The 24,707-nt window shown below is 44.8% G+C and carries 19 protein-coding genes and 8 tRNA genes; 19 read left to right on the forward strand and 8 right to left on the reverse strand.

Annotated elements, in window-relative coordinates; genetic code table 11:
* Window positions 1-4: 4 nt before the first annotated feature.
* Window positions 5-886, reverse strand: coding sequence for a LysR family transcriptional regulator (locus KDN34_RS05875; protein ID WP_212595974.1), 882 nt, complete (start codon window positions 884-886; stop codon window positions 5-7).
* Between the two features lie 146 nt (window positions 887-1,032).
* Here KDN34_RS05875 and KDN34_RS05880 point away from each other — a divergent pair, with 146 nt between their 5' ends.
* Window positions 1,033-2,289, forward strand: a complete 1,257-nt coding sequence (locus KDN34_RS05880) for an MFS transporter (protein ID WP_212595975.1) — start codon at window positions 1,033-1,035, stop codon at window positions 2,287-2,289.
* On the opposite strand, the gene KDN34_RS05885 is transcribed toward KDN34_RS05880, so the two are convergent.
* The 5 genes from KDN34_RS05885 to KDN34_RS05905 all read right to left on the reverse strand — a co-directional run bounded on the left by KDN34_RS05885 (window position 2,273) and on the right by KDN34_RS05905 (window position 8,631).
* Window positions 2,273-3,637 (reverse strand): sigma-54-dependent transcriptional regulator, encoded by a 1,365-nt coding sequence (locus tag KDN34_RS05885; RefSeq protein ID WP_212595976.1) that lies wholly within the window; start codon window positions 3,635-3,637, stop codon window positions 2,273-2,275. The genes KDN34_RS05880 and KDN34_RS05885 overlap by 17 nt on opposite strands.
* Entirely contained in the window at window positions 3,634-5,433 is a 1,800-nt protein-coding gene (locus KDN34_RS05890; protein ID WP_212595977.1) for a sensor histidine kinase, read from the reverse strand. The genes KDN34_RS05885 and KDN34_RS05890 overlap by 4 nt, the downstream gene beginning before the upstream one ends.
* 69 nt (window positions 5,434-5,502) lie before the next feature.
* Window positions 5,503-6,900 carry a TRAP transporter large permease gene (locus KDN34_RS05895; RefSeq protein WP_212595978.1) on the reverse strand — a complete coding sequence of 466 codons (1,398 nt, stop codon included), beginning with the start codon at window positions 6,898-6,900 and terminating at the stop codon, window positions 5,503-5,505.
* Window positions 6,897-7,553 carry a TRAP transporter small permease gene (locus KDN34_RS05900; RefSeq protein ID WP_212595979.1) on the reverse strand — a complete coding sequence of 219 codons (657 nt, stop codon included), beginning with the start codon at window positions 7,551-7,553 and terminating at the stop codon, window positions 6,897-6,899. The genes KDN34_RS05895 and KDN34_RS05900 overlap by 4 nt, the downstream gene beginning before the upstream one ends.
* Before the next feature lie 49 nt (window positions 7,554-7,602).
* Window positions 7,603-8,631, reverse strand: coding sequence for a TRAP transporter substrate-binding protein (locus KDN34_RS05905; protein ID WP_212595980.1), 1,029 nt, complete (start codon window positions 8,629-8,631; stop codon window positions 7,603-7,605).
* A 390-nt stretch (window positions 8,632-9,021) separates the two neighbouring features.
* Between KDN34_RS05905 and gltX the strand changes: the two genes are divergently transcribed.
* From gltX to KDN34_RS17510, 14 genes are all read left to right on the forward strand, one after another.
* Complete coding sequence (gltX, locus tag KDN34_RS05910; RefSeq protein WP_212595981.1) at window positions 9,022-10,431, forward strand: glutamate--tRNA ligase; 1,410 nt, start codon at window positions 9,022-9,024, stop codon at window positions 10,429-10,431.
* 100 nt (window positions 10,432-10,531) lie between these two features.
* Window positions 10,532-10,607: transfer RNA gene (locus KDN34_RS05915), tRNA-Ala, on the forward strand.
* 119 nt (window positions 10,608-10,726) lie between these two features.
* Window positions 10,727-10,802, forward strand: a tRNA-Glu gene (locus KDN34_RS05920).
* Between the two features lie 89 nt (window positions 10,803-10,891).
* Window positions 10,892-10,967 (forward strand) — tRNA-Glu (locus KDN34_RS05925).
* An 89-nt stretch (window positions 10,968-11,056) separates the two neighbouring features.
* Window positions 11,057-11,132: transfer RNA gene (locus KDN34_RS05930), tRNA-Glu, on the forward strand.
* Between the two features lie 89 nt (window positions 11,133-11,221).
* A tRNA-Glu gene (locus KDN34_RS05935) sits at window positions 11,222-11,297 on the forward strand.
* A gap of 26 nt (window positions 11,298-11,323) precedes the next feature.
* Window positions 11,324-11,399: transfer RNA gene (locus KDN34_RS05940), tRNA-Ala, on the forward strand.
* Between the two features lie 119 nt (window positions 11,400-11,518).
* Window positions 11,519-11,594 (forward strand) — tRNA-Glu (locus KDN34_RS05945).
* Between the two features lie 27 nt (window positions 11,595-11,621).
* A tRNA-Ala gene (locus KDN34_RS05950) sits at window positions 11,622-11,697 on the forward strand.
* A gap of 751 nt (window positions 11,698-12,448) precedes the next feature.
* The gene (locus tag KDN34_RS05955; RefSeq protein ID WP_212595982.1) at window positions 12,449-13,753 is read left to right on the forward strand and encodes a TolC family protein; all 1,305 of its coding nucleotides are present in this window, start codon (window positions 12,449-12,451) and stop codon (window positions 13,751-13,753) included.
* Window positions 13,754-13,759: 6 nt separating this feature from the next.
* A complete protein-coding gene (locus KDN34_RS05960; RefSeq protein WP_212595983.1) occupies window positions 13,760-14,800 on the forward strand; it encodes an efflux RND transporter periplasmic adaptor subunit in 1,041 nt (346 codons plus the stop codon).
* 2 nt (window positions 14,801-14,802) lie between these two features.
* Window positions 14,803-17,889 carry an efflux RND transporter permease subunit gene (locus KDN34_RS05965; protein ID WP_228730436.1) on the forward strand — a complete coding sequence of 1,029 codons (3,087 nt, stop codon included), beginning with the start codon at window positions 14,803-14,805 and terminating at the stop codon, window positions 17,887-17,889.
* Between the two features lie 422 nt (window positions 17,890-18,311).
* Entirely contained in the window at window positions 18,312-18,872 is a 561-nt protein-coding gene (locus KDN34_RS05970; protein ID WP_212595985.1) for a sigma-70 family RNA polymerase sigma factor, read from the forward strand.
* Window positions 18,873-18,923: 51 nt separating this feature from the next.
* Window positions 18,924-19,184: a transposase gene (locus KDN34_RS17510; RefSeq protein WP_212595986.1), complete on the forward strand. Its 261-nt coding sequence runs from the start codon at window positions 18,924-18,926 to the stop codon at window positions 19,182-19,184.
* Window positions 19,185-19,217: 33 nt separating this feature from the next.
* On the opposite strand, the gene KDN34_RS05980 is transcribed toward KDN34_RS17510, so the two are convergent.
* Window positions 19,218-19,877, reverse strand: coding sequence for a response regulator transcription factor (locus tag KDN34_RS05980; protein WP_212595987.1), 660 nt, complete (start codon window positions 19,875-19,877; stop codon window positions 19,218-19,220).
* Complete coding sequence (locus KDN34_RS05985) at window positions 19,870-21,276, reverse strand: sensor histidine kinase (RefSeq protein WP_212595988.1); 1,407 nt, start codon at window positions 21,274-21,276, stop codon at window positions 19,870-19,872. The genes KDN34_RS05980 and KDN34_RS05985 overlap by 8 nt, the downstream gene beginning before the upstream one ends.
* A 383-nt stretch (window positions 21,277-21,659) precedes the next feature.
* Between KDN34_RS05985 and KDN34_RS05990 the strand changes: the two genes are divergently transcribed.
* Genes KDN34_RS05990 through KDN34_RS06005 form a run of 4 tightly spaced genes read left to right on the forward strand, consistent with a single transcriptional unit; the run spans window position 21,660 to window position 24,699 of the window.
* Window positions 21,660-22,019 (forward strand): cytochrome c3 family protein, encoded by a 360-nt coding sequence (locus tag KDN34_RS05990; RefSeq protein WP_212595989.1) that lies wholly within the window; start codon window positions 21,660-21,662, stop codon window positions 22,017-22,019.
* Between the two features lie 14 nt (window positions 22,020-22,033).
* Entirely contained in the window at window positions 22,034-23,554 is a 1,521-nt protein-coding gene (locus KDN34_RS05995; RefSeq protein WP_212595990.1) for an FAD-dependent oxidoreductase, read from the forward strand.
* A 28-nt stretch (window positions 23,555-23,582) separates the two neighbouring features.
* Window positions 23,583-24,467 (forward strand): SphA family protein, encoded by an 885-nt coding sequence (locus tag KDN34_RS06000; protein WP_212595991.1) that lies wholly within the window; start codon window positions 23,583-23,585, stop codon window positions 24,465-24,467.
* A gap of 58 nt (window positions 24,468-24,525) precedes the next feature.
* On the forward strand, window positions 24,526-24,699 hold the full coding sequence (locus KDN34_RS06005; RefSeq protein WP_212595992.1) for a hypothetical protein: 174 nt from the start codon (window positions 24,526-24,528) through the stop codon (window positions 24,697-24,699).
* Window positions 24,700-24,707 lie beyond the last annotated feature (8 nt).

Below are 24,707 nucleotides of genomic sequence, written 5' to 3' on the forward strand. Positions count from 1 at the left end.
ACGATCAGGTGTTTTCTAGCAAAAATGCGACAAATGCCTGATCGGCCTGACTTAATGGTCGCTGTTTTTTCCAGGCAATATGCAGTTCCAGATACACTGGCGGTGAAAAAGGTAACGCCACGATGCCATCTTTGGGGGTGATCACCATTTCCAATACGGTAGTAATGGCATATCCCTGACTGACGACCTGTTTGATAAGATTGATCAGGTTGGTTTCAAATGCGATCTTCGGATGTAGCCCTAACTCTTCTGCTTGTTGAAGGATCCACTCACGGTGGTAATAGCCGCGTTTGAACATCACTAAATCATGGTCAAAGAATTGTGCTAAGGTAACACTGCTTTGCTCTGCTAATGGATGTTCTGGTGACGTGGCAACCACCATCTGTTCGTTGATCAGTACTTTCGAATCAAATTCAGGTTTCAGATCCTGTGCAGTGATGATCGCAATATCGACTTCCTGCTGATCAAGCATCCGCAATGCATCGCGGGTTCCACCCTCAAATAGCGACAGTTTCAGTCCAGGATATTTGTGCCGAAATGCCATCAGACGACTGGGGAGATAAAAAGAACCGAGCATGCCAGGCACGGCGACGCGTACTTCCCCCAATGACAATTGAGCCATCGAACGGATGTGGTTTTCGGCCTGTTGTACCTGTTTCAGAATTAACAGTGCATGTTGATGTAGCGTTTCGCCTTCAGCCGTTAATTTGAGGCCGCTTTCTTGCTTACGCTGACTTCGATCTACCAGCGTTACCCCCAATGACAGCTCCAGGCGTTTAATGCTTTGGCTCAGCGCTGGCTGTGCCATGTTAAGTTTCTCCGCCGCACGGGTGAAGCTGCCATAGCGGACAAGAGCTTCCAGATGTTTCAGCTGTTTGATATCCATTGCCCGGCTTTATCAATAAAGGTAAGGATGGGTAGTGACTAGCATAACAAAAAACAATGAAAGTCATATTTTTTATCTATTATTGTTATGTTTTAGCGCGTGCTAATCTTAGTGCAGTTGATAAAAAGTTTGAGGTATGTCACATCATGGTAAGCGGCTCACTGGCACGCATGTCTCGGGATACTCGGCTGATCTGGGCGTTATGCGTAGCTTCAATTGGCATTTACATCAATTTGTACATGATGCAGGGGATGTTACCGCTGATCGCTGAACACTTTCATGTATCGACTGCCCGCTCTACCTTGGTGTTATCTGTCACCAGTTTTACGCTAGCGTTTTCGTTGCTTATCTATGCGGTAATCTCGGATCGTATTGGGCGCCACAAGCCGATTGTTTGGAGCCTGTGGGCATTGGCATTGTCCAATCTGTTGCTGATTTATGTGGATAGTTTTAATGGCCTGGTTGCTGTGCGCTTGTTGCAAGGTGTTTTATTGGCATCGTTACCGGCAATTGCAATGGCTTATTTCAAAGAGCAATTGCAGCCGCAGACCATGTTAAAAGCCGCCGCAGTCTATATCACGGCCAACAGTTTCGGAGGGATTGTCGGGCGGTTACTTGGTGGGGCGTTATCTCAGTATCTGGATTGGCAAAGTGCTATGTGGGTGCTGTTAGTCGTAAGCATGATAGGCGTAACGATTACCCAATGGTTGCTGCCCAGTACTGACAGTGCCACCAAGCGAGAACATCGTGCTCGGCACTGGCAATTCAGCCAGGAAGGCCTCATCGATCTGCGCGGCTTCTGGCGGCATCTGCAAGACAGCCAAATGCGGCTGGCTTACATCATCGGCGGTGTGACCTTTATGATGATGGTGAACCAGTACAGTTTCATTCAATTGCGGTTGATGGATGAACCTTATGACTGGAGCCGGTTTCAGGCAACCTTGATCTTTCTCTGTTATTCCAGCGGTACCATTGCCTCATATTTTACCGCGCGCTGGATTTCCCGGCATGGGCAGTTACCGTTATTCAAGATCTCCTTGTTATTGATGCTATCCGGCACCTTACTGACACTGGTAGAAAATCAAATCACCATTTGTATAGGCTTTTTGCTCAGTAGCTGTGGCTTCTTTGTTACACACAGTTGTTGTAACTCTTTTGTTGCGATGCGGGCAAATCGTCACCGAGCTAAGGCAACATCTCTGTATTTATGTTTTTACTATTTTGGCGCTGCGATGGGGGGGCCTTATCTGATGATGTTCTGGCATCATAATGCCTGGCAGGGCATTGTGGTGGGTTCATTACTGTTGATGGTGGTGATAACCATAGCGGTGTGGCGATTGGGCAGTGAGCAACGGCTGGCCGCCGCTGCATCACAACCTCAGCTAGTTAAAGCTCATCATTAATGAAATCTTTGCGTTCCAGTCCGTATTTGCGCATTTTGTCGTAGAGCGTTTTACGTGGCAATTCCAACTGTTCCATGGTGTTTTTAATTGAGCCCTTATTATGGTTAAGGGCATCTTCAATCAGTAGGCGTTCGAAAAACTCCACCCGCTGAGTGAGTGACATACCACTGTGGAGTGGGTCACCACTGCTCATGGCTCCAAAAGCTGCGTCTGCGCCAAGTAACACATAACGTTCCGCAAGATTACGCAGTTCGCGCACGTTACCTGGCCATTCATAAGTACTTAATCGGGCAACCTGTGACGCATCCAATGCAATGAGCTCTTTGTGATACCTGGCGGACGCTACTCTGGAAAAATGCAGAAATAACAACGAAATATCTTCTCTCCGGTCTCGCAGCGGCGGGATTTCAATGGTTACTAAATTCAACCGATAGAAGAGATCATGACGAAATTCCCCTTTGTCGCACAGGGCTTTTAGGTCCACTTTAGTTGCAGCGATAATGCGAATATCCAGATCGATACTTTTATTAGATCCTAGACGTACCACCTTACGATCTTCCAGAACCCGCAATAATTTAACCTGCAGTGACATTGGCGTGCTTTCGATTTCATCCAGAAATAAAGTGCCGCCGTTAGCATATTCAAACTTCCCAATGCGGGTCTTTTCCGCACCAGTAAACGCGCCGGCTTCGGCACCAAATAATTCACTCTCGATAATGGTTTCTGGAATAGCACCACAGTTAATGGCAACAAAATTAGCGGCACCTCTGGGGCTGTGATCGTGCAGATAACGAGCGACAAGCTCTTTCCCTGTCCCCGTTTCGCCATGTACCAAGATATCGGCGGGGGTATCCAGTACCTGATGGATGATGTGACGCATCTGGCGGATCCCAGGGCTATTACCGAGGATGCGGGGGCCCGGCAGACTCTGGGATTCCAGTTCCTGTTTCAGCTTACGGTTTTCTAATGTGAGTGCTCGTTTCTCCAATGCCCGTTTGACAACATCAAGAATGTGTTCGTTGTTAAACGGCTTTTCCAGGAAATCATAGGCGCCTTGTTTTACGGCACTGACTGCCATTGCTATATCACCAAAACCGGTAATTAAAATCACCGGAATATCGGCATCTCGCTGCTGGATCTGATGCATCACACTGATGCCATCCATCCCCGGCATATTGACGTCCGTGATGACAACGCCCATCCAGTTTCTATCAAGCAGTTTTAAAATGTCTTGAGGCTGGGTACTGGATTTGGCAGAAATACCCTCTAATTCAAATAATTGTGTTAACACTGTACCGATGTGAGGCTCATCATCCAAAACAAGCACAGTGATGTCTTCATTGCTCATGCGTGTTCCTCTGCAGGACATAATGGCAGCAAGATCTTAAATTCGGCACCGCCGCTAGCGGCATTGGCTACGGTGATACTGCCATTCATCGATTCCACAATCCTTCGGGAGATAGACAAGCCCAATCCTAGTCCTTGTCGTTGGCTGGTTGTGAAATACGGTTCAAATATCTTTTCCATTTGGCTTTCATTTACCCCGGGACCGGAATCGCGGATCTCAATACAAAGTTGGTCTCCGGCGCTGATAGTGATGTTTAGCCGCCGCTCTACAGATTGCTGCATCGCGGTGATGGCATTGCTGATTAGATTTACCAGCACCTGCTGTAATCTTACTTTATCACCAAAAAACCGTAATGGGGTGTCTGGTATTTGTATCTGCAATTCAACATGTTGCTTTTCAATTTCCGGAGTGACAATGGTCAATGCATCTTCGACGGTCGCACGAATATCGGTAAGCTTATCCTGACCTTTGTTTTTGCGGGTAAAACTTTTGAATTGCGAGACAATATCCGCCAGTCGGTCAGCCAGACTGATGATAGTGGTCAGATTTTCCTGCGCTTTATCCTGCATATTGCGGCTCAGCAAAATTTGGGTATTTTGCGCATAACTGCGTAACGCGGCTAACGGCTGGTTGATTTCATGATTAATGCTGGCAGAAAGGCTGCCTATAACCGTCAGTTTTGCGGCCTGAACGAGTTCGTCTTGTGTTTCCTGAAGCTTATCGTTGGCATCTTGTAACTCTTGTGTACGTTCCTGAACCCGATGTTCCAACAATTGTTGTGCTAACTGCATTCGCTGCATGTTTTTGCGACGTTCAAGACTGAACAGTAATCCCAACGCCGCCAATAGATAAAGGCAAGCAGATAACATCAGTAGCGGCGGTAACGCGGAATATAATGGCTTTACCGGAGTCATGACGTGCACATTCCAGCCAGCTTTGGTCATTTCACTGCGAGAATCAATATACTGAGCTTTACCATCATCGGTGGGAATTTGATAAATCGGTGCTGTTACCGAATGTTCAAAAGGCGAGTAGGGCGGCTTTACGGTGAGCGCCGTAATGATCCGGTTAGCATAACGGCGACTTTGATAGATTGCCTGACGACTATTCTCATCTAACGGAACCAGAGATTTGAGCCGCCAACTGTCCATGCTGGCAACAAAGATCACCTGATCGTCACCACTGATAGCGAGTTCATATTGTCCTGATTTTGCCAGGCCAGTGAGCTGTTCTTCGATATCAGCGATATCGACCTTGACCACAATTACTCCCAGGACTTCTCCCTTTTCCTGGATCGGATAGGAGAAATAAAAGCCGCGAGTATCAGAGGATGTTCCCACTGCATAGTAACTGCCCAGTCGGCCAGCCATTGCTTCGGTGTAGTAAGGACGAAAGGCATAATTTTGCCCGATGAATGAGTAAGGTTTTTGCCAATTGCTGGCCGCCACGGCATCGCCGCTTTGGTTGAGTAGATAGATGTCCGAAGCTTCAGTGACGTGCTGAATTTCTTCAAAATAGCGATTGATATGTTTTATTTCGTTACTGTCATTACTGAGTTTCAATGCTTTAGCCAGCAGCGGGTTGGTTGACAGTACATGGGGAATGCTTTCGTAGCGAATTAAGGCGCCATCAATGAAATTAATGACTTCTTCTAATTGCCGATTGGCCAATGGCAGTGCTCTGGAGAAGCCCTGTTCCAAATGATACCAATATGTCAGTTTTAACATCGCAATAAGCCCTGCGATCAGCAAGATACTGATCAGCAGGCGCTTACGCGGAGAGGATTGCGTTTGCATGTCGGGCCATTGCCTTGAATTACGGCGAGTCTGGCCTAGACTCGCCGATACTTCATGTTTTTTCAAGGGCTAAGGATTTCGCAGACTGTCAAGAAACTCTGGCAGTACCAGCGATATCTGCGGCACATAAGTGATTAACACGAGGAAGAACAGTAACAACAGCAGCCATGGCAGGCAGGCTTTGATGACCCAGCCGATACTTTTGTTGGTAATTCCCGACGTCACAAACAAGTTGAGTCCTACCGGTGGCGTTAACATACCGATTTCCATGTTAACCACCATGATAATGCCCAGGTGGATCGGGTCGATACCAAGTTTGACGGCAATAGGGAACAGAATTGGCGCCATGATCAGCAGAATCGCGGAGGGTTCCATAAAGTTACCTGCTGCTAATAACAGCAAGTTAACGATGATCAGGAAGCCCCATGCTGGTAGTCCCCAGCCTACAATTGCTTCAGCAATATGATGCGGAATGCGTTCAGTCGTCAGCACATGCGCGAACAACATCGCGTTACCGATGATAAACAGCAGCATAATGGACACTTTGGCCCCATCACGCACCACTGTGCGCACTTCCTTATCCGTCGGCGTTTTTATGATACCCAGTACCACATGCCACAGGTTGCGAAGAATCGCTGCCGGTAGTGCTTCACCTTTGTTGCGCCAAGCGACATTTTTCAATGGCCCGATATCTCGATAACCGAAGACTGCAACCAGATAGGCGTAGATACACGCTACCGCCGCCGCCTCAGTCGGACTGGCTACACCACCGTAAATCGAGCCAAGGACGATGACGATTAGCATCAGTCCACCCATTGCTTTGGCAAAAGAGATGGACAATTTGTTAAATCCCGGGAATGGCTGGGACGGCAGACCTTTGATACGGGCTGTAATATAGATGGCAACCATCAATAAACCACCCATCATCAGACCGGGGATCAAGCCCGCCATAAACATTCTGGCAGCAGAGACTTCAGTCGCGGCAGCGTACACCAGCATCACAATGGATGGTGGGATAAGGATCCCCAGTGTTCCCGAGGTGGTAATAACCCCAGCGGCGAATTTCTCCGGGTATCCGGCGCGAACCATCCCGACGATTACAATTGAACCAATGGCAGCTACGGTCGCGGGTGATGAACCTGATACCGCAGCAAATAACATACACGCCATGACGGATGCCATTGCCAGGCCGCCACGGATATGGCCGACACTATCCATCGCGAAATCGATAATGCGTCTGGCAACACCGCCGGTCGATAGAAAAGCCGAAGACAGGATAAAAAATGGAATTGCCAACAGGGTATAGTGTTCTGAAGTCGAGGCGTAAAGCTTTAGCGCCACGGAAGCTAGCGAATCATTGGAAAATAACAAAATGGTCAGCATGCTGGAGAAACCCAGCGCAATTGCGATCGGCATCCCGAGCAGCATACAGAGAAACAGTGTGATAAACAGCGTAGCAATTGTCATGGTTTCACCTGTGGATCTGAATGATTGTTGTCGTGGGTGTTACCGTTGTTGGAATTTTCATCCGCCAACTGCATGCTTTCTTTGGCTTCATCATGGAAGCTAAAGCCAATAGATTGGTTACGTACTACGGCAATGAAGAGTTCGACAAAGCGCCAGGTCAGCATTGAAAAGCCGAATAACAGAATGCTTTGTGACATCCATAATGGCACTCGGGGATCTTCCACATCTATGCGCCAGGTGTCCCAGATTTTGTCTGCATCAAGGTTTGCCATCCAGGCTTGCGGGAAAGAAATATCCTCCATTGGAACACCCGTCTCATACATCTGCTTCAGGTAATCCCAACTGCCGATCAGGAACAGACAGCAATACACCAGACAGATAATGACGGCTACCAATGCGGTATATTTGCGGCCTCTGCGGGGCAGTTTTTTCACAAAGGCGTCTACACCAATGTGCGCACCTACTTTGACGCCATAGGACATCCCAAATAGGACAAACCAGCCAGCTATGGTGAGTGTTAGTTCCTGCATCCACAGAAAACCAACGTTAAAGAAGAACCGGGCGACGACTTCCACGAAAACCAGAATGGTCATGGCGGAAATCAGCACATTAAGAAAGCCTTCTTCGAAATAAGCAAAGAATCGAGATAACATAATCCATCCCCAGTGGAAAAGGGGGGCTGCTGCCAGCCCCCAGACAACTTTACTGGTTGGCTGCTACCGCAGCGTCAATCACTTCTTTACCAATTTGATCTTCGAACTTGCCCCATACAGGCTTCATGGTATCAACCCAAGCCTGACGTTGCTCTGGCGTCAGCTCAACCACTTTTGATTCTTTTGAGTCAATAATGGCCTGGCGATCTTCAGCGTTTTTGTCTGCGGCCATTTTGTTACCGTAGGCAATTGCTTCATCCATACACTCTTTGATTACTTTGCGTTTATCTGCAGGTAAGCTCTTCCAGAAGGTATCTGAAGTCACCACCATGTAGTCCAGCACCCCATGGTTACTTTCTGTAATGTATGACTGAACTTCGTAGAATTTCTTAGAGTAGATGTTAGACCAGGTGTTTTCCTGACCGTCGATTGCGCGAGTTTGCAGCAGCGTGAACACTTCAGAAAATGGCTTTTTAACAGCCATAGCGTTCAATGTTTCAAATTGTGCGGCTAACACATCAGATGCCATTACGCGGAATTTCTTACCTTCTGCATCCTTTGGTAACAGTAATGGTTCATTCGCAGAGAACTGCTTCATACCATTATGCAGATAACCAATACCGACAAGGCCTTTGCGCTTCATGGACCCCAGCAACTTCTGACCTTCTTCACTTTGCTGGAAACGCTCTACCGCATCCATATCTTTGAACAGGAACGGCAGATCGAACAGCTGCAGTTTTTTGGTATAACGTTCAAATTTAGAGAGGGATGGCGCAACAAACTGAACGTCGTTCAGTAACAGTGCCGCTAATTCGTTATTGTCACCAAATAACTGTGAGTTAGGAAAAACACTCACGGTGTATTCCCCTGGTAAGCGCTTTTCCACTAACTCTTTAAACTTCAGTGCTGCCTGACCCTTAGGGGTATTTTCAGCTACTACGTGAGAAAACTTGATTTCTATCGGCTCAGCAGAAGCTAAGAAGCTGGTGGCCATCACTGAACCGACGATTGCCAGTTTTGCCAACGTCTTCAACGACTGAGACAACAGACTGATGTGCTTAGTACTTTTTATAGTCATCGTTTAATCCTTCTGATTTATATGTTTTCCAGATACGAGCCCCATAAAATCCGTATCTGTACCCGGGAAAACAGCTTTATTTCCCAATGGTTGCCCTGACTAAAGGCAAGTTGCGCGCCAATTTGTTAACTTTCCTGTAACTTATTGGTTCTTAAAGTGTAGATTGTTTGACGTATGTCACATGTAAAATATATATGTGTGAGAAATGGCTCACATTTAAATGGTCGATGGGTGGAATTCCACCCATTTAACTGCGCAATAGCAATGAGGTATCACCAAGATATCGCTACGGTTTGATCTTTCCCCTTTGTTGCCAGGGCTGGTAGAATAAGCGCTCTTTTTTCACTCGCCTGTGAACAGGCTCCTTATCAATAAGGTTTGTGTTCGATTATGACCACCAAGACGCGTTTTGCTCCTAGCCCAACCGGCTATTTACATGTGGGCGGTGCCCGTACAGCTCTTTATTCCTGGCTTCATGCACGGGCCAATAAGGGTGAGTTTGTACTGCGTATTGAGGATACGGATCTGGAGCGTTCAACCCAGGCAGCAGTGGATGCCATTCTTGAAGGTATGGAATGGCTTGGCCTGAATTGGGACGAAGGCCCTTATTACCAGACCAAGCGTTTTGACCGTTACAATGAAGTGATTGCAAAACTGCTGGAAGAGGGTAAAGCCTACAAGTGTTACTGCTCCAAAGAACGTTTGGAAACGCTACGTGAAGAGCAGGCCGCTAAAGGTGAACGTCAGAAATATGATGGCTGCTGTCGTGATGCCGCTCCGCGTGACACCGACGAGCCTTACGTAATCCGATTTAAAATGCCACAAGAAGGCAGCGTGGTGTTTGATGACCACGTGCGTGGCCGCATTGAAATTGCCAACGAAGAATTGGATGACTTGATCATCGCACGTAGTGATGGCACTCCAACCTATAACTTCTGTGTGGTAGTGGACGACTGGGATATGGGGATCACCTGTGTGATCCGTGGTGAAGACCATATCAACAATACACCGAAACAGATCAATATATTGAAAGCACTGGGCGCTCCTATTCCTGAGTACGCACATGTGTCCATGATCCTTGGTGATGATGGTGCCAAATTGTCAAAACGTCATGGTGCAGTCAGTGTGATGCAATATCGTGACGATGGCTATCTGCCGGAAGCATTGTTGAACTACCTGGTACGTTTGGGTTGGTCCCATGGCGATCAGGAGATCTTTTCTCTTGATGAGATGGTGCAGTACTTCAAGCTGGATGACATCAACAAAGCCGCATCTGCTTTCAATACCGAGAAACTGCAATGGCTGAACCAGCATTACATGAAGACGCTGGACTCTGAGTATGTTGCCGGTTTCTTGCAATGGCATATGCAGGATCAAAAGATTGATACCAGCAATGGTCCAGCATTGTCTGCTGTTGTGACTGCTTTGGCAGAACGTAGCAAAACATTGAAGGAGATGGCTGAGCATAGCCGCTACTTCTATGAAGACTTTGCTGAGTTTGAAGAAGTCGCTGCCAAAAAGCATCTACGTGGGGTGGCGCTGGAGCCATTAAAATTGGTGCAGCAGAAGCTAGCCGCTTTACCCGAATGGACTCAGGAAGCGGTGCATCAGGCCATTGAAGAAACCGCGACAGAACTCGATGTGGGTATGGGTAAAGTGGGTATGCCACTGCGTGTTGCCGTGACTGGTGTCGGCCAATCTCCATCCTTAGATATTACGCTGTTTCTTATCGGAAAAGCGCGCTGCGAGCAAAGAATCTCCAAAGCGGTTGAATTTGTAGCAGCCAGATTAAATTCCTAAAAAATGCGTTGACACATTTGGGTGTGCTGCATAGAATGCGCCTCGCACTTGGGACATGGGTGACAGTTCGCTGTAGCATGCTCAAATGTTTAAGAGATTAGGGGTTATAGCTCAGCTGGGAGAGCGCTTGCATGGCATGCAAGAGGTCTGCGGTTCGATCCCGCATAGCTCCACCAATTTCTTATTCAGGGTCCTTCGGGATGCCAATTTTACTGATACAGCCTTATATCGGTGGAATAAAGGAGTCAGCAGGTTTCATACCGCCTCAGGAAACAGAGTAAAGTTTCAGTCCAGGGTCCCCTTCGTCTAGAGGCCTAGGACACCGCCCTTTCACGGCGGTAACAGGGGTTCGAATCCCCTAGGGGATGCCAATTTTACTGATACAGCCTTATATCGGTGAAATAAAAGAGTCAGCAGGTTTCATACCGCCTCAGGAAACAGAGTAAAGTTTCAGTCCAGGGTCCCCTTCGTCTAGAGGCCTAGGACACCGCCCTTTCACGGCGGTAACAGGGGTTCGAATCCCCTAGGGGATGCCAATTTTACTGATACAGCCTTATATCGGTGAAATAAAAGAGTCAGCAGGTTTCATACCGCCTCAGGAAACAGAGTAAAGTTTCAGTCCAGGGTCCCCTTCGTCTAGAGGCCTAGGACACCGCCCTTTCACGGCGGTAACAGGGGTTCGAATCCCCTAGGGGATGCCAATTTTACTGATACAGCCTTATATCGGTGAAATAAAAGAGTCAGCAGGTTTCATACCGCCTCAGGAAACAGAGTAAAGTTTCAGTCCAGGGTCCCCTTCGTCTAGAGGCCTAGGACACCGCCCTTTCACGGCGGTAACAGGGGTTCGAATCCCCTAGGGGATGCCAAAACCGATTTTCGGAACAAGAATTTCGGGGCTATAGCTCAGCTGGGAGAGCGCTTGCATGGCATGCAAGAGGTCTGCGGTTCGATCCCGCATAGCTCCACCAATTGCTTATTCAGGGTCCTTCGGGATGCCAATTTTACTGATACAGCCTTATATCAGTAAAATAAAAGAGTCAGCAGGTTTCATACCGCCTCAGGAAACAGAGTAAAGTTTCGGTCCAGTGTCCCCTTCGTCTAGAGGCCTAGGACACCGCCCTTTCACGGCGGTAACAGGGGTTCGAATCCCCTAGGGGATGCCAATTCACTTCCGTCTGGGATCTGAATTTGGGGTTATAGCTCAGCTGGGAGAGCGCTTGCATGGCATGCAAGAGGTCTGCGGTTCGATCCCGCATAGCTCCACCAACACATAATGAACCGCCTCAGGCGGTTTTTTTATGCCTGCGATTTAGTTCGAGCCCATTTTATATCAGTTGCTAAAAAGCCCCGTATTGTTGGGTTTAATGTGATAGTGGGCCTCCAATTTTAGCAATTATGCTGAGATTAAGTTTGGACAGGAGGTGAGCTACCGCGTTTATTCAAGCGCCGGGTATCGATTTATGCAAGCCAACCTTTGCTATTGTCTATTATGACCTCTCTGGCCTGATCGTTCTTCGTAAAAAAGCTTCCCAAAAACAGACCATTGAATTTCTGCATCTGTCATCCCAAACCACTAGCAGCCTTGGGAATACTTAACTCGTTAATTAGGGTCTTTTATCTATCGTGCTCGAGGACTGCGGGTTACGGTGTGAGAGTGATTTCAACTAAAGAACATCCGCTCAAAATAGACAACTGAAATGTAAATTATCACATACCGCGGTAGATAGGTTTTTAAGTTCAGTTTCTCATTATTTTTTGCATCTTTTTGCGGTTTCGTTCGTCTTCCTAAATGAGACTTTATTGGCGTTGAGCTCTATTTATAAAGATACGAATGCATTGATAGCGAGAGAGTTTGGCATAGAGATTGAAAATCTATTCAGCAACGACCACCGCCTTTCTTTTGCTCTTCTTGAAGTATCGAGAGTTACCTTTAAGGAATACTCATCGCTTGCATGTAGTTGTGGAACGAAAGCTCAACATGCAATCGCCATCATATGAATACTTTTCCGGGAAGCCTATGAATTATAAAAAATGTTCCTTAATTTTTGTCCTCACATTAGGAATATTAAACTGCACGCTAACAGCAAAGTCTTTGGGTAGTGAATTGGGCGATCTGTTACGGGCGACATTGGATAACCCGTCAGTATTATCGTCACGTCTTCAATCTGAGGCTGCTAGGCTCCAGATTGATGCTGCTAGGGGAAAATTTTATGGTCAGGCAGCTGTTGGGTATGACCAACGTCGCTATGAGGGCCCTCATGTGGTTGGCTATTACGCGCCGGGGACGCTACCAGACCCATTGATTGACAATAATGTTACTGTGTTGAGTATCTCCTATCGTCTGCCTCTCGACATCTTTGGGCAGATCGCAGCGAGCGTTGATAATGCCAACAACCAAGCTGTGGCTGCACATCTGCTATACCGGCGACAGCAACTTAGAAAACTACATCAAACTCTTGGGGCTTATTACACATTATATGCGTTGAAGAAACGTAAACTGGCCTTATTAGCCTATAAGGGACAGGTTGAGCGTATGCACAAACGTTTGACAGAAGAAGTCGCACTTGGACGTTCCGCACATGTTCAGTTGACTTATGCTGAAAGTCAGCTCGCCCGTCTGCTGTCAGATGAAACTCAAATTCAAGGGGATATCTTTGCAACGCAAGCTAGTCTGTCAGAATCCAGCGGAAAGCCAAACGTTATTGTAGAGGCCGAAGTGCTTGTCCCTGAATTAACAAATACGTCGGTTCAGGACGCGTTGACTGTCAAGATCGCCAAGGCGGCAGAGCAGAGTGCCCAATCTGCAGTCAAAGAAGCTCGCGCTAATTTAATGCCACAGGTGTCTCTGGATGGCAATTTCGGAAAGAACTATGCGGGAAATGGAGACTCACGTGATACATGGAGCATAGGTATTAACATTAGCTTACCTTTTGGTGTAAGCAGCTATCGTCAACTTGATGCTGTGCGTGCTTCTGCTAAGGCCTCACAGGAGGCAACTCGAGCGACTTTACGCGAAGCGGAAGCAGCATATAGCAGTCTTTCAGCGCAATACGACATGGCAAGAACCGAGATTGTTGCCTTGGAAAAGGAAGTTGTTTACCGCAGTGAACTCGTCAAAGTAGAACGAAAAATGCACAGTCTAGGGAGTCAAACGATGGAGAATCTGTTCCGTCATGAAGACGACCTGTTGGAAGCGGAAACTCGTTTAGCACAGGCGCAAGCAAAGGCTGTGGCGGCTTGGTCGGGGATACAGATGCTGATTGGAACCAAACCGAACGCTTATATTGCTGCTTTGGAAACAATATCCGCGGACAGGGAATGAATGACTATGAAAATTCCAATTAAAATAATCGTTTTATTGCTTGTAATCATTGGTGTTGGTGTCGGTTTGGTACTCAAAAAGAAAGCGCAACTGGCTGCTGAACCTATGCCAGTCATCACTCCACTGGTCATTTCTCGCGTTGAAATCCGCCCATCGAAGGTTGTATTGACACAATCATCCATAGCCGAAGTGTTGGCCGTTCACGATACCGTGTTATCGAGTCGGTTGACGGGTTATGTCACGGTATTGCCTTTTTTTGAAGGGGACCGATTCAAACGCGGTGCTTTGCTGGCCAAGCTCGATATGAGCACATCCGGCGATGTCTTGTCACAAAGTAACTCTCTCAATACTGATCTCGCCGCTTCTGAAAGTGCTTTCGTTGCAGCACAAGAAAAATTGAGGCGTTCAAAGGCATTACATGAACTAGGTGGAATATCCACCGAACAATTACAGTTCGATGAAGCTGCTGCTGCAGCCGCGCGTGTGCGATTGGAGATTGCTCGTGAAAACCTGCGCAATGCCACGCTGGTTGCACCGTTCGATGGCATAGTCAGCCAGCGTCTCGCTCAACCCGGTGATTTGGCCACCCCAGGCAAGCCGCTGCTGAAAATCACTGATCCGCGGGCCGGCATGCGTCTGGTCGTCAATATGCCGGAACAAGTTGTGCCCGTGGCACTTACCGCTCAGGGACGGACTTTACCACTAACATCTTGGCCGGAAGCTTCTGAACAGGGTTCTCGACGGTTCGAGGCGCGTGCAGTGATGGATGGTCTGCTTCCGGGGAGCAGGACTGCTGTAAAAGTCGTGTTGTTTTCAGGAACGGGTTTATTGATCCCTCAGGGCTGTACTGTGAGTAGCAACGGAAACCGTGCCACTGTTATGTATATCAAAGGAGAAAAACTAATACCGCTTGATCTTGATATCCAGGCCGAAGGGGAAGAAGGAATGGTTACTCAAGACCCGCGGGTAAATGGAGCTTTAGCGTGCGCAAGCCCTGACATTCTAGCGCGTCTACAGGCAGGCGCTCCGTTTATGGTTGGTAAGTAACTATGCTTTTTGAATTCTTTTACAAGCGGCCTTTGTTACTGGGAATGATCCTGCTTATCTTTTCACTGCTGGGCATCATCGGTTATCTCAATATGCCCCGCAACATGTTTCCGGATATTGAACGTCCCCAAGTTACAGTTATCACCGCGCTGCCGGGGGCGTCGGCCTTGACTGTGACTCAAAAAGTGGCGCAACCAATGGAGCAGGAGTTATGGTCATTAGCCAAAATCCGTGATGTACAGACTGTCAACAAGAATGAAGTATCGATTGTCCGGACTGAATTTGATTATCAAAAGGGACTGGATGCTGCGCTCATCGACGTTAACAACGCGCTTTCGCGGGTGCGCTCGAAATTGCCAGTGGATACACCTTCATCGTCAGTATATGCGACTGGTGGTTTCACCAATCCAGTCATGACTTTAGCGCTTTCTCCAAAACCTGGCAGTGCATTGAATTTAGAAACCGTGCGTCTCATTGCTGAAAATGATATCCGTGCCGCATTCGTAACTCAGCCACACATTGCCAACGTAGAGGTGTTTGGCGGTTATGAGCCTGCTGTACGTGTGGAATTTGATCCGATGCGGCTTGCCCGTTACCATCTGGATGCGTCGAAGGCTCAAGATATCCTGACCAAACTAAATCGTGACTGGCCATTAGGGATTGCCAAAAATCATACATCCGCCCTGACAGTGACAGTTTATGGAGAACGGGCTTCGGTCGATGCCCTCCGCTCATTACCTTTACTTAATGGCGTGCGTCTCGGTGATGTGGCGACACTGTCCTTATCTCATGGCGAACGATTTTCTGCTTACCATGGCAACGGCAAAGACGCAATTGCCGTCTCTATTCAGCGGCCCCCGAGTGGTGCTGTGCAAGCGGCAATCGATGATGCGAATGCCGTTATTCCAAGGCTGCAAGCCCGTTATCCCAATATCGAATTTTCGGTTGCCGATACACAGGGGGAGTTGATCCAAACGTCCAACAGCAACATGGTAGAGGCGCTAAGAGATGCAATTTTATTTACGAGCGTAGTGATCCTGTTTTTCCTTGGCAATTGGCGGGCAGTCGTAACCGCATTAGTGAGCATTCCACTCGTTTTTTTGGCGACGATGGGTATCCTTTGGCTGTTGGGACGCGAACTTAATATTCTGGTTATGACCGGAATTATTCTCGCTCTTGGCATGTTAGTCGATGATGCCGTGGTCGTATTGGAAAACATTGAGCGCCATCTAGGCGCATTGCACGAAAAAGTGGAAGATGCCATTGTTTACGGGACTCGCGAAGTTTTGGGACCGATTTTCATTGGAACACTCGCCACTGCGGCGGTCATCGCGCCACTGATGGCCGTGGGCGAACTGCCTCAGCAGTTGTTCAAACACCTGATCCTCACTGTAATTATTGCTGTATTTGTTTCATGGTTTATAGCGGTTACTTTTATTCCACGACTGTCTGCTTTCTGGTATCGCAATGGCTTACCACCTAAGAACACGCTAGAGCGCTTTATGGAAAGACTTTACCAGCGTGGTATAGCACCTCATGCCGCCGGTTTTGAAAGACTTCTGTCCTTTTCATTTGCTGGTAGAAAACTTCGTCGATGGTTGTTAATTCTGCCCGCCTTTGTCCTCCTAGTAGTTAGTTTAAAGATTGTAATGCCCTTGATCGGCCGTGATGCATTACCTCCTATGGATACAGGATTGGTCAAAGTACATGTTAAATTCAGTGCCAATGATACGGTAGAAAGTGCAGAGAAAAGGCTGACATCATTTGAGGCAGATTTAATGAAAGATCCGCGCATCAAGCGGATATCAGTAGCCTATGGTTCTGAACCTGGCGTCCTCTCTATGGGGGCTGGGCAATTGCCAGCCGAAGCAATCTACACACTTGCCTATGTCAACCGTCAAGAACGTAAACAAACTAGTTGGCAAATAGAAGCAAATTTGCGTCAAAAACTGAACGCCTTACCCGGTATTGCATTTGCTGATGTGTTTGATTCTGGTGTAACCGTTCTCTCAACAGTCAAGGCCCCTGTTGATATTCGGCTCTATGCAGAGGACTGGCGACAACTCCCGGCGGCGGCTGTTAAGGTTAAGATCGCACTCCAAAAAGTACCGGGGATAACATCCATCTCTTCAACGTGGGATGCTGATGCCAATGAAGCTCATATTGTTTTTAATGAAGACAAGCTGCGGGCGCTTAACCTGACTCCTGAGGCCGTCATTTCGCAATTGCCAATCAAAGGAATATCTGGGGCATCATTAAGTAAATTGCCCACAGTGACAGCACTTCCGGTCCGGCTGTATTTTAAGGCGCCTTACCGAAATGAACCTGAAAATCTGTTGCTATTGCCAATTCAGTTGGCTAACGGAAAGAGTATTCCTCTTGGCCAAGTGGCTCAGGTGGAACGGGTACCTGGAGTTGCCGTGATTACCACCAATGGTATGCGCTATACGCTTGATATTTTGGCGTATCGTAATACAGCACCGATTAGCTTCATAAAAGATGCAGCGGTACTTGCAGCAAGCAAGGTTCTTCCCGCTAGCGTAACCTATGCCGAGATGGGCGATGATGCAGAAGGTAGTCAGTCCAGCAAGCGTATGCTAATCGGCCTTGGTACCGGAGTGCTACTGTTGTTTGGCATTCTAGTACCGGCCTATCGCAGTTTCAGTCTCGGTGCTTTGTCAGTTTTGATCCTGCCACTGTCAGCTATTGGGGCAGTATGGGGCTTACTGGCTTTTGGTAAAGCTATGGCTATGCCTGCGATTTTGGGTATTGTTTTGTTGTTTTCCATTGTAATTAAGAACTCAATTCTTATGGTGGATTTCATTCGAGAACGCCGGGAGGCCGGTGCGAATGCCTATGACGCGGCCGTAGAAGCAATCCGATTGCGATATCGCCCGATCTTGATGACGGCTTTTGGTACAATTGCTGGCATGATCCCCATCGCTATGCAACGTGCTGTCGGTCTAGAGCGTTTATCTCCATTAGCTGATGCTACTATCGGTGGATTACTTGTTGGCACTGTATTGTCGTTATTTTATCTTCCAATGTTTTACGTATGGCTAACCAACGTTAACAAACCTAGTGAGTAACGATAAATGTTACATCGGGTATAGAACAGCAAATTTTCCGTAAATTTTATCTATGAGATAAAGGTACATGCCCACGCACCATATAAGTGGTTTCTTCAGCTGAACACACAAGCCTTTGGCTAGCAATGTCGAATGCGTCAAGTTTTTCACACTCAGTGTTTAATTTGTTGGCGCAGATATATATGATTTTTCATATGTGACTGCAGGCATCCCCATGAGAAAAGGATCACAAGACTGATGCGGTAGGGGCGAATGTATGCCGTATTATTATTGCAACTTCAGGGACAACAGAACGCCTTGCTGAACTACCAGAAATTTAACAAGTTATTTATAATCAATAAGTTAATTTTTTATGCTCTGTCGATAATGTGTGAGTGCAAATAGCATTTGTCTATGTTGCTTTCAAAAGAAGTATAAGCACTATGAATAATTTAAAAAAAACTTCTGTCATGCCATGTTTGTTAGAAACGTGGCATCATTCAGAAGCACAAATTTATGCTTGGCTGCTTAAACAAAGTGGAGATATGCAGCTTAGTTCTGACCTTTTGCAAGATACGTTCTTGAAAGCGCTTAAGCAGAATACACAATTTTGTGACATCCAAAATCAAAGAGCTTGGCTATATAAAGTGGCTAAAAATTTATTAATTGATGCTGTTAGACAATCACAAAAAGTGGTCTTGCAGCCATCTTTTAACGATCATATTGATGAGCAGGAAGCGCAGTCTGTGGTCGATAGTTTGACTGAGTGTTTACCCAATGCATTAGCAAAACTATCCGTACATGAGCGGGAGATCATCACTCGTTGTGATCTTCAAGGCGTCAGCCAGCAAAGCTTTGCGGATAGCAACAATCTGAGCTTAGTTGCCACTAAATCTCGTATTCAAAGAGCTCGTCGTAAACTAAAATCGATTATACAAAAAGACTGTCATGTCAGGTTTGACTCCCAACAGCGAGTTTGTTGTTTTTATCGAGAAAACAATTAATTACTGTAGTTGACTGTGTTCAGTAGATATCCTGTAGCTATTATTTGAGCATTGGGGAACCGCTATGAACAATCAGAGATACCGTCCAGAATTAAGGATGAAGCGGTAAGACAAGTCACCGCACGGGGATATTCCATCAATGATGTGGCTGAGAATTTAGGTGTGTCCCAGCATAGTCGTTATAAATGGGTAAAAGCCTGTAGCCCCTCACCGGAGCAGTCGAAAGGTAACGAATTGAGCGAAGCTAAAAAGGAAATTCTTCAATTACGTTCTCAACTCAACTGCGCTGAAGATAAGACAGTAATATCCTAAAAATATTCCAAAAACGCCTCGAGGCTGCAAGGTTTACGTGTTTATGGAGTTCGCATATTCGATAGCAAACTTAACCAAGTCACTAGCTGAACCAAGACCGAGTTTTACTTTTAACTTTTGGCGGACTGCATCAACGGTTTTAACGCTTAAATTTAACCGCTGAGCAATCTCTTTGGTCAAATTACCCTTTCCAACTAAAAGTAATATTTCTAGTTCTCTATCACCCAAGCTTTGCAAAGAGAAAGAAGTGGTGACAGGGGCAAAAATTTCAGAACTATGAGATGAAATTAGCGCTTTTGTCATCAACCGGCTTAAAGCAATTTCATCTGCGTAAACCTTCTTAATTGCGGAAATCAGAACATCTGGAGACTCGCTTTTCATCACGTAGCCCTTAGCACCAGCTCTCAAGGATCGCTCAGCGTATAATGCTTCTGGGTACATCGAAAATACCAAACATTTAACCAGAGGATAAATCTCGGTAATTGAGCGAACCAGATCCAAACCATTTTGTTGACCTAATGATAAATCTACTATCGCGACATCAATGGGGAACACCCTAACATCATGTAAGGCCTTTTGAATGTTATTAGCTTGAGCGACCACACTTATCTCTTCATTTTCATTTAATAAGTTGGCTAGCGCTTCTCTAATCACCACATGGTCGTCTACAAGCAAAACATTAATATTACTCATACTGACCTCCTAACATCTGTTTACAAGTGATTGTTGTACCATTTGAATCCGACTCTACGCTAATATTTGCATTAATAATAGAAGCGCGATATTGCATAATTTTTAAACCGTTGCCACTGCGGCGATGTTCAGCGGAAGAAAATCCTGTTCCATTATCTTTAATAGATAATGTGACAATTTTTCCTTCCTGCTCTAAAAGAATAACTACTTCATCACAATTGCTATGCTTTAGCGCATTAGTAAGTGATTCGCTGGCAATGTAATAAAGGTTAGTAGAAATTAAATAATCATCAATTTCAATATTGTGCCTACATATGAAAGCACACGATTTTGTATACGCAATACTTATGGACTCTACTAAATTTGACAACGCAATTTTTAAACCATCGGGTGAGTCAGGAACTTGACTGAGACCTTGAATTGTAGAGTGCAATAATGAAGTGGCTCTTCTCGCATTTTCTTCAATCTTTGCCGCTAGGTCATATACTGCGCTATTTTTATCAATAACTTTATTTAAAAGAGTTCTTGAAAGTAAATTTAGGCTAACTAACTCTTGACCTAATCCATCATGAATATCTCTACCAACATTTAGTCTTTCAATATTACATTCTCGGACAACAAAATTTTCTAAATTTCGCCGTTCACTAATATCTCTAACTATTTGCACTATACTGATTAGGTTGTCATTTTTTTCAAACACCGGATATGCGGATATTTGTAAAACTGATTTATTTACTGATACCTCTGTGCTAAACGGTTTCTTAAATTCAAGAACATACTTCACTGGGCATTTGAGGCAATGTTGTTCATAACCACAGATTTTCTTTTCACGAGAACAGTATAAGTTAGAAAATGGTGCGCTGAGATTGTTTGACCATTCCAAATTACCATTTGGGCTGAAATACATAACGTGTTCAGATATTACATCCAAAACATTTTTAGATTCGCGTTCCAATTTTAATTTAGCCAATGATGCGTCATGTTCAGCGGTAAAGTTTTCTAAGAAGCCATGTGCAATTTTGGTTTTCTTATCCGATAAATAACCAAAAAAGCCATGTGCCTTGACATGCACCACATTATTATTCTTTGATCTTAAAGAAAAAATTGCGGTATGGAAACCATCTTGCATCAGGCGAGGAAACGTAGTTTTTAAATGATTTTCTATCTCACTTTTGTCGTTGAGTAAATAATGAAAAGGTTTTCCTAGTAGCTCATCAGCTGAGTATCCCAGCATTTCTAAAAAGGCTTGGTTGAATCCTATAAACTGACTTAGCTCATCCATGACTATGTAAGCTATTGGTATGTTTTGAAGTAAATACTTGAAGTTATCTTCTAGTATGTCTTCGTTAATCAAGGTGCTTGTTTTGTCGTTCATCATTGGAGAGCCAGCCTTTTCCACCCATACCTATACTGTATATTACTAAAAAATAGATTAAATATGGCGCATATTTACTTATATTTTGATAACTATCACATATAAAATTAAGAATAACTAAACAACAGTGCAAAAACATAAATCATTTTGAATAATGTCACAAATATAAACAGTGTTGGATAGCAATATTTACCTAGTGATCAATAGGTAATACTACCTATTAAATAAAGTATTTAAATAAACACGCCAGAAAATACATCAACTTACGTTGATGATAAGACATTGAAAATCTCTTTAGGATAAAACTACCTATTTAATTTCATAGTGTTACCCAACTTGTAAACAATGCAAAGTTTAATAATATAAATTTGCTTTCAAAAATATTATTAGCAAATGGGGAATACGAAATGAGAAGAAACCTGTTGGTTACAGCCTTAATCTTTATGGGTGTGACTATGTGTAATTCGACAATTGCAGAGACATGGAAATGGCAACAATTCCATATTGATAATGGAGTTAAATGTAATGCATGTCACAAAAGCAATGTAAATGACTACGTAAATAACGATCAATGTCTTAAATGCCACAAATCTTATGATGCACTAGCTGAAAAAACTAAAGACATGGAAATTAACGTTCACCAAAGTCCGCATTTCAAAAATTTAGAATGTACTAGCTGCCATACATCTCATACGGAACTGAAAGTGTTCTGTGAAGATTGTCATGGTCCTATTACTAGAGATAAGCAGTTTAGCAAAATTAAATAAGAGTGGTGAACAGTATGAAAAAAACATTAATAGCAGCTTCTATTTTCTCAATTTTTGCTACTACCGCTAATTTCGCAGATGCAAAAACGGTTGAGTATACGACAGATATTGCCGTTGTTGGTGGTGGCTCTGCAGGGCTTTCAGCGGCAGTGACAGCTGCCGATGCTGGAGCCAAAGTCATTCTTTTAGAAAAAAATCCGTATCTTGGTGGCGCATCGAACTTTGCAGAAGGTTTGTTTGCCGTCGAATCAGATTACCAAAAGCTTAATTCCTATGGACTAACGAGAGATGAGGCTTTCGAAAAAATAGAAGAATACACCCACTATTTAACCGATGGAAAAATTGAGCGGGATTTTATTGAAGCTAGTGCTGATGATATCCATTGGCTAAGAGACTTAGGCGTTAATTTTAAAGCAGTACAGATTTCACCAATGGAACCGGCTACTTGGCATGTTATTCAGCCAAACGGTCATATTGTACACGGTGGGGCCTTAATCACCACCTTGCAGGAGCGTGCAGAAAAAGACGGCGTACAATTTCTGATGCGTACTCCCGGTACATCATTGATCTATAAAGATGGAAAAGTGGAAGGTGTAAAGGGTACTGATCATAAAGGTAACGAAGTTATCGTTCATGCGAAAGCGGTCATTATTGGTAGTGGTGGCTTTGGCAATAGTCCAGAAAAGATCAAAGAATTTACCGGCATTGACGGCAGTACTGCACCTGGAACTTTACCACTTCATAAAACAGGTGAAGCCATTGATATGGCACATAAAGTTGGAGCGTACGGTGGTGATGAGATCCTCATGATGCACATCGGGACTAGTGGTAAAGGCATTATCCCTATGGGTGATTTATTTACCATGACCTGGCAACCCACCAATATGTGGGTAAACAATCTAGGTAACCGATTTGTCAACGAAGAGATCGCTTTTAGCTTTGCTGAGGCGGGTAACGCACTTCACCAACAACCAGGCAGCTCTGGCTGGGCTATTTTCGATCAAAACTTAGTTGATTATGCCGTAAACCATGGGGTTGATAATGGCGTTGGTGTAATCGTACCAGTAATGAAAAAGCTCAATAAGTTAAATAGTGAGATTAAAGTCGCCCTTTCTGCTAAGAGCGAGGCATTTAAACAAGCAAAAAGTGTTAAGGAACTAGCAAAAGAAATCGGGGTTCCTTATGAAAACTTGGAGAATGCATTCAAAAGTTATAACAAGGCTTGTGAAAATAAATATGACTATGACTATTTAAAAGGCCGCAGTAATTTAGTTTCTCTCAATGAAAAAAATGTATATGCAATTAAATTAAGTGTATTCCAATTTACATCTCTTGGTGGCATTAGAACGAATCCTAAGATGGAAGCCGTAAGAAAAGACAGTACGGAAATTAAAGGATTATATGCGACAGGAAATGATGTGTCCGGTCTTTATTCAGATACTTATACCTTATGGGCGTCAGGCCACGCATATGGCTTTGCTGTATATTCAGGCAGAACTGCCGCAAAGAATGCTGTTAAGTATATTAAAAACTAAAAATTAATATAATAAGTAAGGATAAAAAATGAAAAAATCAGCGTTGAAATATGCGTTACTATCTAGTGCACTATTTGTTAGTGGGGCAATGGCTACAGAAGGTGGCGGCGGTATTTATCCAAATGGTGCAGAAGGCTTTCTGTCAGGAGCATTACCACCACCTGGATTATATTTATTACAATATGTGAATCATTATTCAGCAAGTAAACTAGCGGATGCTAATGGTAATGCGTTACCAATAAATATGAAGCTAGATGCAACAGCAACAGTCAATCGTATGGTTTATCAAACTGACATTGGCGTGTTTGGGGGACAGCTAGGCTTTTATTCATTAATTCCGTTAGCTCATGCCAGTGCTACATCTTTGGTAGGAAGTGGAACGAAAAGCGGCTTGGGTGATATTACTGTTGGTCCTTATGTTTCATGGCACTTCAATAAAAATTGGCATGCTGCCGCTGCAGTAGATTTTGATATGCCTACCGGTGAATACAACAAAAATGATTTCGTAAACTTGGGTCGTAATTACTGGGCTTTCGAACCTGTATTTGTTGTTACTTATTTGGCAGATAATGGTATCGAAGTTTCAACTAAGTTTATGTATGACTTCAATACAAAGAATGATGATACCGATTATAAGTCCGGCAACGAATTCCATATAGACTACGCTGCTGGATATCACTATAAGCAATGGACATTTGGATTGTCAGGGTACTACTACACTCAGGTTACCGCCGATTCTGGTAGTGGTGCTACTAATGGTGATTATAAAGGTAAGGTAAACGGCATTGGTCCATCAATTAAATATGATGGTAGTAGTGGTATGAGTATTGAACTCAAATATCAAAATGAATTCGGTGCCGAAAATAAAACTGAAGGCGAAAAGCTCTGGGCTAAAATAGTTGTCCCGTTATAAATCTTAATCAATATCATAAGTGGCACTAGTAGAACTAGTGCCACTGTAGGAGAGTATTATGTGCGGTCATCATGGTTCACTTCAATTAGATGTATTATTAATTCAACTAAAGACATTATCAGATGTTTGGGATGTCTATATCAAAGAAAATGAGAAGAATAATCCAGAAGCAGCTGAAGCAGTAAAAATGTGCCAATCTCAGTTAGCCAAACTTTTAGTACACGAACATTAATAAATTGG

The sequence above is a fragment of the Shewanella yunxiaonensis genome (genome assembly GCF_018223345.1).
Lineage (GTDB): Bacteria > Pseudomonadota > Gammaproteobacteria > Enterobacterales > Shewanellaceae > Shewanella > Shewanella yunxiaonensis.